Annotated in this window: 9 protein-coding genes; 2 read left to right on the forward strand and 7 right to left on the reverse strand. The window is 41.4% G+C overall.

Annotated features, from left to right (window positions below; translation table 11 throughout):
- Window positions 1–437: 437 nt before the first annotated feature.
- The 5 genes from murC to HC179_RS00430 all read right to left on the reverse strand — a co-directional run bounded on the left by murC (window position 438) and on the right by HC179_RS00430 (window position 7508).
- A complete protein-coding gene (murC, locus tag HC179_RS00410; RefSeq protein WP_168862545.1) occupies window positions 438–1748 on the reverse strand; it encodes a UDP-N-acetylmuramate--L-alanine ligase in 1311 nt (436 codons plus the stop codon).
- Window positions 1749–2069: 321 nt separating this feature from the next.
- Window positions 2070–3155, reverse strand: coding sequence for a nicotinate phosphoribosyltransferase (locus HC179_RS00415; RefSeq protein WP_168862546.1), 1086 nt, complete (start codon window positions 3153–3155; stop codon window positions 2070–2072).
- Between the two features lie 127 nt (window positions 3156–3282).
- Complete coding sequence (locus HC179_RS00420) at window positions 3283–5679, reverse strand: DNA translocase FtsK (protein ID WP_346775094.1); 2397 nt, start codon at window positions 5677–5679, stop codon at window positions 3283–3285.
- A 108-nt stretch (window positions 5680–5787) separates the two neighbouring features.
- Window positions 5788–6399 carry a YtpR family tRNA-binding protein gene (gene ytpR / locus HC179_RS00425; protein ID WP_168862553.1) on the reverse strand — a complete coding sequence of 204 codons (612 nt, stop codon included), beginning with the start codon at window positions 6397–6399 and terminating at the stop codon, window positions 5788–5790.
- A 299-nt stretch (window positions 6400–6698) separates the two neighbouring features.
- Window positions 6699–7508, reverse strand: coding sequence for a DUF1444 domain-containing protein (locus HC179_RS00430; RefSeq protein ID WP_168862547.1), 810 nt, complete (start codon window positions 7506–7508; stop codon window positions 6699–6701).
- Window positions 7509–8167: 659 nt separating this feature from the next.
- Between HC179_RS00430 and HC179_RS00435 the strand changes: the two genes are divergently transcribed.
- The gene (locus HC179_RS00435; RefSeq protein WP_168862548.1) at window positions 8168–12562 is read left to right on the forward strand and encodes a S8 family peptidase; all 4395 of its coding nucleotides are present in this window, start codon (window positions 8168–8170) and stop codon (window positions 12560–12562) included.
- A 60-nt stretch (window positions 12563–12622) separates the two neighbouring features.
- On the opposite strand, the gene HC179_RS00440 is transcribed toward HC179_RS00435, so the two are convergent.
- Window positions 12623–12937: a thioredoxin family protein gene (locus HC179_RS00440; protein ID WP_168862549.1), complete on the reverse strand. Its 315-nt coding sequence runs from the start codon at window positions 12935–12937 to the stop codon at window positions 12623–12625.
- A 7-nt stretch (window positions 12938–12944) separates the two neighbouring features.
- Window positions 12945–13958 (reverse strand): PTS sugar transporter subunit IIC, encoded by a 1014-nt coding sequence (locus HC179_RS00445; RefSeq protein ID WP_168862550.1) that lies wholly within the window; start codon window positions 13956–13958, stop codon window positions 12945–12947.
- A gap of 205 nt (window positions 13959–14163) precedes the next feature.
- Between HC179_RS00445 and HC179_RS00450 the strand changes: the two genes are divergently transcribed.
- Window positions 14164–16332, forward strand: coding sequence for a methyl-accepting chemotaxis protein (locus tag HC179_RS00450; RefSeq protein ID WP_168862551.1), 2169 nt, complete (start codon window positions 14164–14166; stop codon window positions 16330–16332).
- Window positions 16333–16631: the final 299 nt, after the last annotated feature.

Raw genomic sequence — 16631 nt, forward strand, 5'->3', positions numbered from 1 at the left:
GTCTTCATACCCCTTCTCAAGACCTCTCTCTACTCATTTTGGCTTTGCTGAAGTCTTCATACCTCTTCTCAAGACCTCTCTCTACTCATTTTGGCGCTACTGAAGTCTTCATACCTCTTCTCAAGACCTCTCTCTACACATTTTCACGCTACAGAAGTCTTCATACCTCTCCTCAACACCTCTCTCTATCCATATTGGCGCTGCTGCAGTCTTCATACCCCTCCTCAAGACCTCTCTCTATCCATTTTCGCTTTACTGAAGTCTTCATACCTCTCCTCAAGACCTCTCTCTACTCATTTTGGCGCTGCTGAAGTCTTCATACCTCTTTTCAAAACACCTCTCTATCCGTTTTCGCGCTACAGAGGTCTTCATTTCATTCAACAAAATAAAAACCGGCTTTCCCCCCTGTGAGAAGAAAACCGGTTCTCATATATTTTTTATTCTACTTCATGCTGAAGTGACTTCTCATATGCTTCTTGGAACTTGGTAACATCACCGGCTCCCATGAAAATAATGACGCTATTTTCATGCTTTGCCAACAACTCCGTTCCTTCTTCTGTCAGAATTTCTGCACGGTCTATTTTCTCCAACAAATCATTAATCGTCAGCTTCCCTTGATTCTCTCTAGCAGACCCGAATATATCACACAAGTAAACTTGATCCGCTCCGTTTAAGCTTTCTGCAAATTCATTCAAGAAAGTTTGAGTTCTTGTAAATGTATGCGGTTGGAATACGGCAATCACGTCGCGATCAGGATACTTTTGATTGGCTGCATCAATAGTCGCACGGATTTCAGTTGGATGATGCGCATAATCATCTATCAAAACTTGAGAGCCTATTACTTTCTCTGAAAATCTTCGTTTAACTCCTTCAAATGTCAGCAACTGGCTTTGAATCACATCGACAGGTATTTCCTCGTAGTGACATAAAGCAATGACAGCCAAGGAGTTCATAATGTTGTGGTCACCATACCCATTTATTTTAAATGTAGCATAATGGTTATTACGTACATAAACATCAAATGTGGTACCTTCTGTTGATTTTTCCACATGACGTGCTTGGAAATCATTCTCTTCCCCGAAACCATAGTAGATAACTGGAACTTTTGCCTGGATTTTATGCAGGTACTCGTCATCTCCACATGCAATGATTCCCTTCTTCACTTGCATAGCCATCTCCTGGAATGCAGAAAACACATCATCAATACTGCCAAAATAATCCGGATGGTCAAAATCGATATTTGTCATAATCGTGTAATCAGGAAAATAGGATAAGAAATGTCTTTTGTACTCACAAGCTTCAAATACAAAATATTCGCTACCCTCTACTCCACGACCTGTGCCATCTCCAATAAGGTAAGATGTAGGCTTCGCACCTTGAATGACATGAGAAAGCAATCCTGTTGTAGACGTCTTTCCGTGCGCTCCCGTTACGGCAATACTGGTGTATTTCTCCATAAATTGGCCCAGGAATTGCGGATACCGTATGACTGGAATATTTAGTTCTTTTGCCGCTTCTATCTCCTCATGTGTGTCAGGAAATGCATTACCGGCAATAACCGTCATATCTTCCGTAATATTGTCTTTGTCAAAAGGGAGGATGGTAATCCCTTTTTCTTCGAGACCTTTTTGCGTAAAGAACCTCTTCTCAATATCTGACCCTTGTACTTGAAATTGCATATCGTCCAATATACCGGCAAGGGCACTCATTCCTGATCCTTTAATACCAACAAAATGATAAATGGTCATGAAAATACCTCCAACATTTATCTATATTTAATCGCTTACTCATGCAAACGAACTGAATAATAGTTTTTATTTTTGTACCAAACGTAGTTTTCTCCGCATAGATAATCCATTATATGATTAGCGTCAAAAAATGCTAATTCCCTTATTCCCTGAAGTTTAAGGATTAAAACCATATGTAGAAAAGACTTTTCTTAACAACGATCTATTATAGCACTAATTCAACATTTCCTCTACCGTACCCTTATGTATCGGAACATCATAGGAAAAAACTGATAGACCGTCTTCCTACCAGTTTCTCCATATACCACGTACTGGTATACTTTAATCCACTTTTTCCAATCGTTCATTGAAACGGTATTTTCTTCCCGCCTTTGCTTGGGGTTCCCCGTTTAACACAACATTATCTCCAGTAAAACCAATGTGAATTTTCAGCAAGCTTCCTCCCACACCATATATATCGACTGGCACATTCTGCTCTTCGAATTCCCTGATGCGTTGTTCACTGAAACCACCACTTACTACTATCTTAACATGGTGGAAACCTTCTTTATCCAAGGCTTCACGCAATGCAAAGACAAGTGGGGCATTAACTCCGCGTGGATCAAAGGTTCCCAGTACATCCTGATGGCGGATGAAATGCTGATCGATCATGGTTCTGGATGTATCGACACGGACTCCCTTTAGCTTGTCACCGAATTCTCTTGCTACTCTCAATGCATCCGTTATGACATCATTGTTATAATCTACGAGAACCAACAGGTCATCTTCGGGAAATTTGGCATGGTATGCTTTAGAAGCTTCTACTACATCCCCATTAAATAGTTGGATGAGAGCATGCGGCATCGTGCCCATCCCTTTTTTACCCCACCATTCATTCATCGCATGGGTTGCTTGGGCTGTGGAGCCTCCAATATGCGCTGCATATCCGTCCCCAGCTTGTTGGGTATAATGATCATCACGATCTCCCATGAAAATGACTGGCTTTTGTCCTGCAGCTTTCACTACATTATAAACGTTCGTAGACACCGATGTTCTTCTGGCCAGAATACCATCAATTACTCCTTCCAAGAATCCAAAATTCTGATAAGGGCCTGTAATGGTTAACACTGTTTCAAACGGAGCAATTTTGTCTCCATCTTTTAAGGAGTAAATTTCCAGTGATTCCGGATCATCAGCGAAAGTCTTAATCAATGCAATGACTTCGTCTGTTCCACATAAGACCGCATGATCTTTTTGAAAAAATTGCATCGTCACTATGTTATCTGGTTTAAACTCTTTAACAATTTCTCGTGTTTTCAAAAAATATACAGCTGAAAACCATCCTTCTTTTACACGCTCATCAAATTTAAACGTGCGGTTGGTCAGCCTTTTAATTTTTCCTTGCAGCTTCAACTCAATTTCTTTCATCCTCTTAAAAGCTCCTTAAGACCCTTTTTGGGTTACTGTCTTGTCGGATATACCGACTCCTATTGTTAACTAGTATTAATAATAATAGAAGTTTGTATCCATTTACAACAACTTCAGTTAAGGAGCATTAAAAGTCAGAATCTTGCATACTGACAAGCTCCCCTTCTGAAACAAGTACATCTCTTGGTTTGCTACCTTTTGGACCCGATATGACACCTTGGTCCTCCATCATTTCCATTAATCGGGCAGCACGGTTATAGCCAATTCGAAATCTTCTTTGTAAACTGGAAGTGGATGCACCATTTTGATCAATTACGTATTGACATGCTTCTAAAAAGAGCTCATCTTCTTCTTGTACGGTGCTCTCTTTTAGCAATTCGCTTTGCTCAAACAAATAATTAGGCTTTTGCTCTTTACGAACATGGTCAACCGCTCTCTCTATCTCCTCATCTGATACAAAGTTTCCTTGTACCCTGATTGGCTTAGGAGCACCATTTTCAAGCAACAGCATATCTCCTCTCCCAAGAAGGCGCTCAGCCCCGCCAATATCAATGATAGTTCTGGAATCAACTTGGGATGAAACAGAGAACGCAATCCGTGTTGGAATATTTGCCTTGATAAGACCTGTAATAACATCTACCGACGGACGCTGTGTGGCTATCAATAAATGCATCCCGCAAGCACGTGCTTTTTGGGCAATACGACAGATTGCCTCTTCTACGTCGCTTGGAGCAACCATCATCAGGTCAGCCAATTCATCAATGATGATGACCATATATGGCAAGGTTTCTTGGTTATGCTTTTTCGCAGTTTCATTGTACTTTCCTATATCTCTTACGCCTGCATGAACAAACAACTCATAACGACGTTCCATCTCTTCCACTGCCCATTTCAACGCAGCCGTTGCTGCTTTTACATCTGTGATGACCGGGCTGACAAGATGTGGAATGTGGTTGTAAGGTGTAAGTTCTACCATTTTGGGATCTATCAATAAAAGTTTCACTTCGTCTGGAGTACTTTTATATAACAAACTCATAATGATAGAGTTTACACAAACGCTTTTTCCAGATCCCGTTGCACCGGCAATCAATCCGTGTGGCATTTTCTGCAAATCCAACACGACAGGTTGACCTGAAATATCCAACCCCAAAGCTACAGTCAATGGAGAATTATTCTGGATAAAAGATGGGTGTCGAATAATTTCTCTTATAAATACGGGCTTACTTACACGATTAGGCACTTCAATTCCAATCGTGTTTTTCCCTGGTATTGGCGCCTCCATCCGAATATCACGCGCAGACAAACTCAGTTTAATATCATCACTTAAATTGGTGATTTTATTTACCTTTACACCAGGTTCTGGTTGTACTTCAAATTGAGTAACAGATGGCCCTTGTGTTGCTTTTACTACTTTGGCACCGACCCTGAAATGATGTAAGGTTTCGTCTAGTAATTGCTTTTGCGCTTCTACCCAATCCTGGTCACCTTGAGAATGCTGTGGTGGGATGGCGAGCATTGTAATTGGCGGTTTTCTGTAATATGGTTGCGTCCCTTCTTCTTTGGACATCATTTGCTGTTTTCTTTCTAATGAGCGTTTATCCTGTTTAAGCATAATGACATTAAACGGGATATTCTGTTTGGAAGAAGAAGCCTTTTTATGAAACACCTCTGTTTTTGGAGTTTCTACCGGTACGCTTTTAGGCTCGCTGTACTCCAAAGTTGCAGCTGATTCCTGTTGATAAGAAGAAGCTTCTTCATTAACTTCGCTGACATTATCCATTGGTTCTATTTCTTTTATTTCTTCTACTACCATTCCTTCAGTTTCTTCTATTTCCTCTATCTCTTCATATACAACTTCCGATCGTTCTTCACTGACAGCTCTGTCTATCAATGAAGTGATGGAATTCTCTCTATCTCCTGAAGATTCTTTTTCCTCTTTTATTAACTCATCACTAAAAGCTTGTACCTTTGACTTGTCTGTGTTTTCAAAGCTTGTACTAGAGTAACTTTCTAATGGGTTTAATTCGGCTACCTCATTAAAGATTGGCTCTCTACTATGCAGCTCGATCTCAGGTATAAATTCTTCTTTCTTTTCCGGAAACGGACGTGGTTTGTATCCATAAATTGGAGACACCACTTCTGTAGGATGGAAAGGTTGTTTATTTTTATTGGTTACTTTTTCAAAGGCTCTATGCGCGCTTTTCTTCTTTGCAGGTTCTTGTTTTTTTACCGGCTCTTCAGTGGGTTTTTCTTGTTTTACTTTTATAGTTTCAGACTTGTTTTGTTCTGTGGATTTACTAGGCTGCTGAGCTTTCGGCTTTTGTCTTTTTTCCTGTCTCGGCTGTTGTTCTTGTTTACCATCATCTGGTATAAGAGGAAAGCGAAATTTCCCAGTAGGATATTGATATGCTATTTTTGCTGTTGGTTGTTTTTGCTTATTTTCCGGTTTCTTAGCGTAATCTTGCTCAATGGTTCTTTCTTCCTCATCACTTAGCTGAGCAAACAGCTTTTTAAACCAGTTCACATTCATCACACTCTTTCTTTGTTGTTCGTAACCTGTACTTCTAACAGGTTCAGTAGGCAAAAAACCACTAGAGAGCATCTAGTGGTGGAAATGAAAGCCATCTCGGAATTAACCTGAAAACGGTTGTCCCGCTTCATATTTTTCAGCTTCTAAAACAAGGATGCCTTTTTCAGCGGGTGCATCGGGAAGATCTAGTTCTTTTGCAGAGCAAATCATTCCTGAGGATGCAACGCCTCTAAGTTCTGCATCTCTAATAACTAGTCCGCTTGGCATAACTGCCCCGACCTTTGCCACTACGACATATTGTCCGCTATCCACATTTTGGGCACCACAAACAATCTGAAGTACTTCTGTTCCTATATCCACTTTACATACACTTAGTTTATCTGCATTTGGATGTTTCTCTTTATCCGTCACATGTCCGACAACAAATTTTGGGCTGAGGTCGGGATTAAGTGTTTCCTTTACCCCATTTTCGTTTAGAGCTTTATTAAGTTCTGCAATCAGGTCTTCTGTCAGGTTGACTGGGCCTTTAAAGTCGTTGACTGCTACATATTTGGATGCGTTGAAAAGGTTGTATCCTGCTATTTCTTTTGTTTCTTTATCTATAATCTTCGCAATGTCTCCGGTTTTTTCTACCATTCGATTGTTTAAATTGATTTCTTTTATGTAGATTAGTAGTGTGTCGCCGATGCCTTCTTGGTTATAGTACACGTTTATGGTCATGTTTTTCTTCCTTTCTTTATTTGAGTTCTTTAGTCCACCGCTGTTGATCTCCGCAAATGGCTTCGCATTCCTAGGGGCGCTGCTTGAGCCTCCTCGGCTTCGCCTGTGGGGTCTCCACCTAGCGCTATCTCCCTAAGGAGTCTCCGCCTTTTGCTTCAATCAACAGCTAGAAATCACTAAGTACATAAGATTTCAGTTTTCATTAGCCTCGGCTTCGCCTGCGGGGTCTAAGCTACCGTTACTCCCCCGCTGGAGTCTCACACCTTGCACTCCAGTCAACTTGGGGGAAATATTTACTTGTTTTTCTTGTTGTCTTTTCCTAGGATGAATATTGGTTCTAGTTCTCCTTCTTCATACAGGAAGGATAGGGCGGTGATTGGGATTTTGCCGTTTACGAAGAAGCTCATGGTCAATTCGGCAAGAATGTCATAGCCTACTTCGTTTTGAATATCTGAAAGTATTAAAACATCCTGATGAGGAACCGATACAGTCATCGTCCCAGAAACTTGCTTTTTAAACGAATCTAAGAAAGACTCATTTAATATTCTGCTTGCATCGTAACCATCATTGGAACGGACAAAATAAAAGCTATTTCCTGCGACCACGTCTTCTTTCACATTTGTTGAAAGCGATCTAACATTGAACATCGCCATTTCTTTAATAGTATTCTTGGTTAGATTCTCTCTTTGGAGAAGTTGCTCATCAATCAACTTATAGGATTTTCCTAAATCTACCGCATAGTAAATCCTAGTTTCCGCTGTATGGTTATCATAAACCAACGGAATGTCATTACTTGTCGTTGGGAATGAAGTAGAGCGAATAACAGGATAAATATGACGTTCAGCCCCATTCAATTGAACAGGCATCTTCATACTAGTTAGAGCTTCTTTGACGTAATACACATATTCTTCAATTGCATTTAGATCATTGGCTTGTTCGTATTTTGAAAGCACACCTTGAAGTGAGATCGTAATTCCTTTTTGTGTTTCCTTATCTTCAACCCGTAAGGATTCTTTTTCTCGATCATATGTAAATACCCAGTTTGGATGGGATAATTTCTCTTCCATCAATCTTTTAATTTTAAGTACTGTCATTTTTCCCATGAGAAACAATCCTTTCTCTTTATTGCTTATCCTTTATTGTACAACAAATCAATGAAAGAATGTAATTGTCGAAGTCTGTTTTATAAAAAGAAGGGCATGGACGTCATGCGCATTCCTTATTTTCTCGTCTAATTGACTTCATACCCCTTTCTACCTGTACTTCACCCTTCAAAAGGCCTTAGATACTCGTTGATTGCCTAAAACTTAGTACTCATATTGGCACCCTTTATTCTTTTAGGAATAGAGAGACTAGTAGATTTTGCTTGTTTTTTTGTGGAGTGTCAAATATCGAATCCCACTAGGACATTTCCACTATTACCCAGACACCTGTTGAACAGGTTGATATATATGGTTAAATCTTATCGTATAGAATTATTTTACAATTTTACTTCGTTTTGTCACTTTTTATCCAACCTCTACCAATTTACTATTGTGAAAAACCTGTCTCACACCAACGAACTATTTTTAGAATATTCTGATATTTTTCTTTCTTTTTCGACACTATTCTTCTACACACTTTATTAATCTTTAATTGTCACCGAGATACTCCTACATAGTGCAAAACTCTACCTTCCGCAGGGGCAGGTGGACATTTTCTTAACGAAAAGGGGGGAAGATTCATAGGTTTTTTTGTATTTCATTTTAAAGGGGGATGTTGAATGAGTAGGAAGAACAAACGTAATTTTGCTAGAGTATTCAGTATCATTATGTGTTTATTACTGATCGCCCCAAGCTTTAACTTTGGTACAGCTTCTGCACAAGGGACAAAAGCTTCCATCTCTTTGGGTGAATCTAAAGAAGTGATGGCAAGTAAAATAACGGATCGTTTATCTACACAGTTTTCTAAAGATGGGGAAAAAGTTACCTTCCTTATCAAATTTAAAGAACAGGTAGATACGCAGGCAGTAGCTGCTAAAGCTGTGGAAGCAGCCAAGGTACAGAAAGCTTCTGCTGGACAAGAAAAACTGATGAAGCGTAATGCTGTTGTATCTGAGTTAAGAGCAACATCAATCGAAACCCAAGCAAATGTAAAAGAGTATCTTGAAAAAGCGGTAGCAGAAGGAAAAGCAAAGGACATTCAATCCTTCTATGTAGTAAACGGTATGGCCGTTACTGCTACGAAAGAAGTAATGGAAGAGCTTGCTAGATTCCCAGAGATTGAAAAGCTTCTACCAAACGAAGTACGTCAGTTGGACCCGTCAGCTGAAGCGGCCGCTACAACTGACATAGCAGTAGAGGAAAAGCCTGCTGCAAATCTCGAGAACATCGAGTGGGGTGTTGCTCAAATTGGGGCACCTCAAGCATGGGAAATGGGAGTAGACGGTCAAGGGACTGTAGTCGCAAGCATTGATACTGGTGTCCAATGGGATCACCCGGCATTAATGGAAAAATACCGCGGCTACAATGGTGGTAGTTCAAATCATGAGTACAACTGGTTTGACGCTACTCCTGCAAACCAGTCCATTCCTTACGATGATGACGGTCACGGTACCCACGTAACAGGTATAATGGTCGGTTCCGAGCCGAATGGATCTAACCAAATTGGGGTTGCTCCTGGAGCAAAATGGATCGGCGTTAAAGCATTTACTCCATCTGGTGGTACAGACGTTGCACTACTTGCAGCTGGTGAGTGGATTTTAGCTCCAAAGGATGCAAGCGGAACTCCAAACCCTGCAATGGCTCCGGACGTTGTCAACAATTCTTGGGGAGGCGGACCTGGCTTAGATGAGTGGTATCGTCCGATGGTACAAGCATGGGTAGCAGCTGATATCTTCCCAGCTTTCGCAGCTGGAAATACACGTATTGGAAACCCTGGAGGTCCTGGATCCGTTTCCACTCCTGGTAACTATCCGGAATCTTTTGCTACTGGTGCGACAGATGTGAATATGAATCTTGCAAGCTTTTCTTTACAAGGTCCATCACCTTATGAAGAAATTAAGCCTGAAGTATCCGCACCTGGAGTTGGAGTTCGTTCTTCCTTCCCCGGAAACAGCTATGGTGCTGCAAGTGGTACCTCCATGGCAAGCCCGCACGTAGCCGGTGTGGTTGCACTACTTAAACAGGTCAACTCTAATCTGACTGTAGCAGACATTGAGGAAATTTTGATGACTACTGCAACGGAAAGAACCGACTCTAACTTCCCTGACTCTCCAAACAACGGATATGGACACGGTATCGTAAATGCCTTTGATGCTGTATCTTCCATCATTTCCGGTCTTGGAAAAATCAAAGGACAAGTTGCGAAGGATGGAGAAGATATCGAAGCTCCAACATTCGAACATACAGCTCCTGCAGAAACGTATGCTGGCATGAGCCTTCCTTTAAGCATTCATGTTCAGGATAATGTAAGTATTTCGTCTGTAACATTGCAATTTCAAAACACTGCTGGTGATTGGGTAGATCTTGCGGCAGAACGTGCATCTGGTTCTTACAATGACGCTACTTACACAGCATCCATCCCTGGTGATGACATTGGAGAACCTTCTGTATCTTATCGCTTTCACATTGTTGACTTCGGTGGCAATGAAGTAACATCAGATACGTACGAAGTGAGCGTTCAACCAGGTATTACTGTTGGTTATTCTACAGACTTTGAAACAGATCCAGTTGGCTGGTATTCCTTCGGAGCTGAAAACACTTGGCAATGGGGTGTACCAGCAGCTGGTCCGACTGAAGCAAATTCCGGTGAAAAAGTATATGGAACGAACCTTGAAGGCAACTACGGTAACCGTGCAAACATGACCCTAGTGATGCCTCCTATCGACCTTCCTGAAGATAGTGGTGCATACCTACAGTTCATGAACTGGTTCAATCTAGAAACTCGTTACGATTTCGCTCATGTATTTGTCTCCACAGACCAAGAAAACTGGACACAACTCCTACGTTTTGATGGGATCAGCCAAAGCTGGACTGCTAGAGAAGTTGACCTTTCTGAATATGCTGGTCAACGCATTTACATTGGCTTTAACGTTACAACAGACGGAAGTGTTGTACGTACAGGCTGGTACATTGACGATGTAGCATTATCTGCAGAATCTAATGCAACAGAATCTGCTTCTACTCAACTAGAAGTAACGAAAGAAGAGAAAGTGGAAGTAAAAGAGGAGCAAGTAAATCCTGATAAAATCCATCCGGTTGCTACTCCTGAAAAGGAAGAAGCAGTGAAAGATGATGTTAACCCAGCAGCACTTCCTTTACATGCACAAGTGACTGTACTGGAAACAAACCGCTCTGTTAACACAAATCCTGCGAACGGACTGTACGAGCTGCTACATGCGGCAGGCACATTCACTGTGCAAGCTGAAGCTTATGGATATCACCCAGCTCAACAAACAGTTGAGATCGCTCCAGACGGTGAGGCGACTGCTAACTTCGTCTTAGACGAAATTGCACAAGGATCTGTTACTGGTACTGTAACAAACAGCGCTACAGGTGACCCTGTTGCCAACGCAACATTGATGCTTGTTGAGGATGCAGCTATTGCACCTGTAACAACTGATGAAAACGGAAACTTCTCTATTACTGCTTATGAAGGCGACTACACGCTACGTGTTATGGCTCCTTCTTATTACAGTGAAAATGTGGAGATTTCCATTGAAGGAGACGCTACAACAGAGCTTGACATCGAATTGCGCCCATTCATCGGATATCCTGGTGAAATCAGCTATGACGATGGTACTGCTGAGAATGCCCGAGCATTCTATGATGCCGGCAACGGTTGGGCAGTAAAAATGTCCCTACCTGAAGGACAAAACAGTGCTCTTGTAACTGGTGGCTTGTTCCGATTCTGGGATACTACATGGCCAACCCCTGGTGGTACAGACTTTAAAGTAGAGGTTTGGGATGCATCTGGCACAGATGGAGCACCTGGATCCAAACTTGCTGGACCTTTTGATGGAACGGCACTTCGTAATGGCGAATGGACAACTGTTGACTTGGCTGAACATGGAATCATCGTAGAAAAAGATTTCTACATGGTTTACATCCAGTCTCAACCGAATCCGAATGCTCCTGGACTCGGAACAGATGAAGATGGAGAAAACGCTGGCCGCAGCTGGCAGTATGTCGGCGGTGCATGGTCTCCTTCTCCTGAAGAAGAAGGTAACTACATGATTCGTGCATTGGTTAATTTTGAAGTAACAGCGCCTACCATTACTTCTCCTGCTGATGGAACATTCACAAATGAATCAGCTGTAACGGTGGAAGGTAGTGCTTCACCAACTACAACGGTTCATGTGATGAACAACGGCGAAGAAATTGCAACTACTACCGCTACCGATGAAGGTACGTTTGCTGTAAGTATTGAACTGGCTAAAGGAGCGAACGTGTTGACAGCTAAATCTTCCACTGATACTGGCGAGACGGAAGAATCAGCATCTGTCACGATCGTTCTTGATCAGGCTAAACCTGAACTTGCCATTACAAACCCTGAAGATGGTGCCAAAACGAACCGTGAAACGGTTATCGTAACAGGAACAGTAGTCGATGAAAACCTTGACTTTGTAAAAGTTAACGGCAAGAAAGCTACTGTTGAAGATGGCACTTACTCTTTAAGGGTAATGCTTGAAAATGGTGAAAATAACATTCGTGTTGTTGCTCAGGATTTAGCTGGTAACCGTAAAAGACAAGATGTAACGGTTTATGCTAATTACGCTGCGCCAGAAATCACAAATCTAAAGCCAACGGAAGATAAGCATTTAAGTGCAGGTGAATCTGTGAAGATCGAATTTAACAGTGAAGAAGGCCTGCGTGCAACATTCTCTATCCGTATGCCATTAACAAATGCTTCTATGATGATGCAAGGAAACGACGTAAACAATGAAGTAAGCAATGCGGTTGAACTTCCATTAATGGAACAATCTCCTGGCTATTATGTAGGATATTGGACTGCTACTTCTAGCGTCGTGGCAAGCGGAGCGGAAATCGAGGTTAAAGTATCAGATGACTTCGGCAACGTGACTCGAGCTATTGCAGATGGTAAGCTGTTCATCAATGATGATGGCAATGGGAAAGGTAAAAAGAAGCCTAAAACATCTGGCAAGAAAAATAACTAGTTAAATGAAAAGGAGCAGGCAAACACGGGACACCGTGATTGCCTGCTCCTTAAAAAATCATTACCCTAACGAAGCAACAAATGCTTCAATCTCTTCTTGCGTTTTGCGATCCTTGCTTACAAAACGACCTGCTTCTTCCCCATTTTTATATCCAACAAAGCTTGGGATTCCAAATACGCTCAACTCAGCGCAGAGATCAATAAACTTGTCTCTATCCACGTAAATAAACGTAAACTCATTAAACTTCTCCATAATCTCAGGCAATACTGGTTCAATGACACGGCAGTCTGGACACCAGTCCGCGGAAAACATAAACACAACTTTTTTCTCACTTTTCAATTGGTTGAATTGCTCTATTGATTGTAACTTTTCCATCAAAACGTCATCCTCCAATATTTATTTTCATGTCGCCTTCTTTAATGAACGATTTCTTTCTCATCCACTCTGATACCGCTAAACTTACCACAGCAGGACCCAAAATGTGAAGTAACAAGACTTTTACTAGGACTGACACAGAGAACCCCATAGCAGTAAAGGTCATAATCTGCCCAACCAAACCGCTTGTCCCCATACCAGCCCCTTCTTTTACATTCGTCATTTGAAAAATTGTAGTTCCTAACGGAGCAAATATCATACCTGCAATCGTTGGTGGTATGATAATCATGGGGTTTCTAATAATATTCGGTACTTGAAGCATGGAAGTTCCAATCCCTAGAGCTAATAGCCCTGACATTTTATTTTCGCGGTAACTGCTAACAGCAAATCCGACCATTTGAGCTGCGCAACCAATTGTTGCCGCTCCGGCCGCAATTCCTTCAAGCCCCAACATCAAAGCAATTGCCGCACTTGAAATGGGTGCCGTTAATGCCCACCCCATCAGAACGGCTACTAAAATCCCCATTACAATAGGCTGTTGTTCTGTGGCCCACATGATTACAGATCCTAATGAATTCATCCCAGCGTTTATCGGAGGCCCTATGAAGGTTGCAACAAGAAAGCCTGTGAGTATCGTTACAAAAGGAGTCACCAGGATATCCACTTTCGTTTCCTTTGAGACCAACTTCCCGACTTCGGTGGCCAATAATGCTGCAACGAAACTACCGGCAGGTCCTCCTAATTGGGCCCCGGCCGCCCCGGCAATAAGGGCAGAAAACAACACCAACGGGGGCGCTTTCAAGCCATATGCTACAGCCGCCCCGATTGCCGGACCCATCAAACTCATTGCCAACATACCCATATCTGTGAAGAAACTCCATCCTGCCTGATCCCCGATTGTTTTAATAATCAGGCCGATTATCAGCGAGGAGAAGAGTCCAAGAGCCATATAACTAAGGCCATCAATAAAGTACACCCTTGGAGAAAGGGTCACTCCTTTTTTATGTAAGAAAGATTTCATATTCTCACTCATTCCTTTTTATTTTTCCTACCTCTATTACTTTAATAATACCGAAACATAGTCGATATATACTAGTAGAATATTCTAGCTTTTGTTAAAAGGTTGTTGTGGATTTTGTAGAATTATGTCTATAATTACTTTAAAATATCAGACTTTTAACAAAACATATAAAATTCGAAAGTCTTTTATGTTTTAGGGGGGTAACATGAAAACAATTAGAGGTAGAGTTAGATTTATTTTATTGACTGCCATTACAGGGCTCATTATCGTATTGCTATTTAATTTCTTTTTCTACTTTACGCAATCCACAGCAAAAGAGCAAGAAGCCGCTCTGTTTGAAGCTGTGAATGGTAGTAAAGAAATAAAATTCGCTTTTTCAGACACTAGGAAAAATGAACAGGAATTCTTACGGGTACCAAGCGACGAAACTTCCAGTGTGATGAAGGAAAACCTTGAAAACATTAAGCAAGAAGCAGCAGAAATGCAGAAGCAGTTCGCAGAATATGAAGAAATCGCTAGTCGGTTTGCACAAATCGAAGCAGCAGCTTCCGACTATATGAACGAATTTCTTCCTTTAGAAGAACTTTATAAAGAGATAGGTTATACAGAGTTTACCGGGCTTCAAGGGGAAATGAACGGTGTCATAAGAAATTTGGTGATTAATGTAAGAGGAGCCAATCAAGAGGAACTGAATGCTACACTTATGAACCTTCGCCTTTTTGAACAACAATATATGGCGACAAAACAGGAAGCAAGATATAGAGATTTCATGAAAAGCGCCGAGACCTTCAAAGAGCAATTAGACGCAACCGATTTGCCAGATTCGCAAAAAAATGGCCTATTGGACCTCTATAATCCTTATGTTCAGGCGATGACCGACCTATATAATAACTACAACTCTTCATACGGCTTTATTAGAAGTTTTGAAGAAATCAGTAATGGGGTTGAACAAAGCGTAAATGAAGTAGAAACTGCTGTAATGGACGTACAATCAAGTCTTCAGGAGGAGTCAAATAGCAAGCTTCAGACCATCATGTTGCTAACCTTAATAATAAGCGGACTATTATTAGTGTTTTTAAGTTCTACAGGCTATTTCTTAAATAGAAAAATAGCTTCTTCTATTCGTTCGTTAAAAGATGGTGCTTCCAAGATCGGAGAAGGCAATTTTGCCTACAGAGTACCCATTACAACGAAAGATGAAATGGCTGACTTAGCAGTAACTTTTAATGGCATGGCTGAAAAGGTACAGGTTTCCCTATTAAAAGTTATGGAAGCGACTGATAAGCTTCAGTCCTCTTCCCAAAACCTGGCTGCAATATCTGAAGAGACGACCGCTCAGTCCACAGAAGTGAACGAAGCCATTAAACAAGTAGCCATAGGATCAAGTGAACAGGCACTTCATCTTGATGAAAGTACAGAAATTCTAAAGCGAGTAAAGGCCGCAGTAGAACAGGCTAACCAGTTAAGTATAGACATTAAGACAAAGGCCGATCATGCAAGAACAATGGGAGAAGACGGACTAACAGTAGTAAAGGATTTATATAACTCTTCTGAACAATTCCTTAAACTGGCCAACCACCTAACGGAACGTGTGCAACAAGCTACAAAACAGTCTCAACAAATTAATTCTATTGTAGCCACCATTCAGGAAATAGCCGAAAACACGGACCTCCTTGCACTTAATGCTGCCATTGAATCTGCTCGTGCAGGTGACGCTGGTAGAGGTTTTGCCGTGGTTGCCCAAGAAGTTCGGAAATTAGCGGAACGCTCCAAACATGAAGCATTATCTATTAAAAAGCTCGTAACAGAAATGGGCAAGCAAATGGGCAAGCTTTCAGATGACGCCCTACAATTCAACGAATACAGAGACCTCCAACAGGAGTCGGTAAATCAAACAAAAACATCTTTTGAAAAAATTGCCGGAAATGTTATGGAGATAAATAATAAAGTAGATGATGTGCAGGAAGCAATTGTACATGTAACTGAATCAAACAAGCAGCTTGAAGAAAAACTATCAGAAGTCCATTATATTTCTGAAGAGGCAGCTGCAACTTCAGAACAGGTAAGTGCTTCGAGCGAACACCAAATAGTCGCTATTGAACAAGTGAACGAAGCAGCTATTTCGCTATCGGATATCGCCAATGAACTTCAAGAAGAAGTCAGTCAGTTTACAGTGGAAGATGAGAGAGCAACTCCTATAGAAGAAGCAGAATATGTGGATGAACAACTTGACTCAGAAGAAATAGAAGATGAACCTTTATCTAACTATACAGATGACGAAGAAAGCCCAGAAAAAAAATGGATACAACACGAAGAAGCTGCAGCTTCAATTGAACAAACCGCAGCAACGGAAGAACAAGAGAATAAGCAATAAGACGAATGAAAGGTTTGCCTTCTTACTGGAGGCAAACCTTCTTTATTAAAGAACGCTACCTAAACCCACGTTCCTAAGATCTTAATCCCTTGTCACCCCAAGCCAAGGGATTCATAACGGCGATCAGGACCTCTTTCCTCCTGATTTCTCGTCAACGAGGTCTTCATAACGGCGATCAGGACTTCTCTCCTCCTGATTTTTCGTCATTGAGGGCTTCATAACGGCGATCAGGACCTCTCTCCTCCTGATTTCTCGTCACCAAGGTCTTCATAACGGCGATCAGGACTTCTTTCCTCCTG

The sequence above is a fragment of the Bacillus sp. RO1 genome (assembly GCF_012524115.1).
Lineage (GTDB): Bacteria > Bacillota > Bacilli > Bacillales > Bacillaceae_I > Sutcliffiella_A.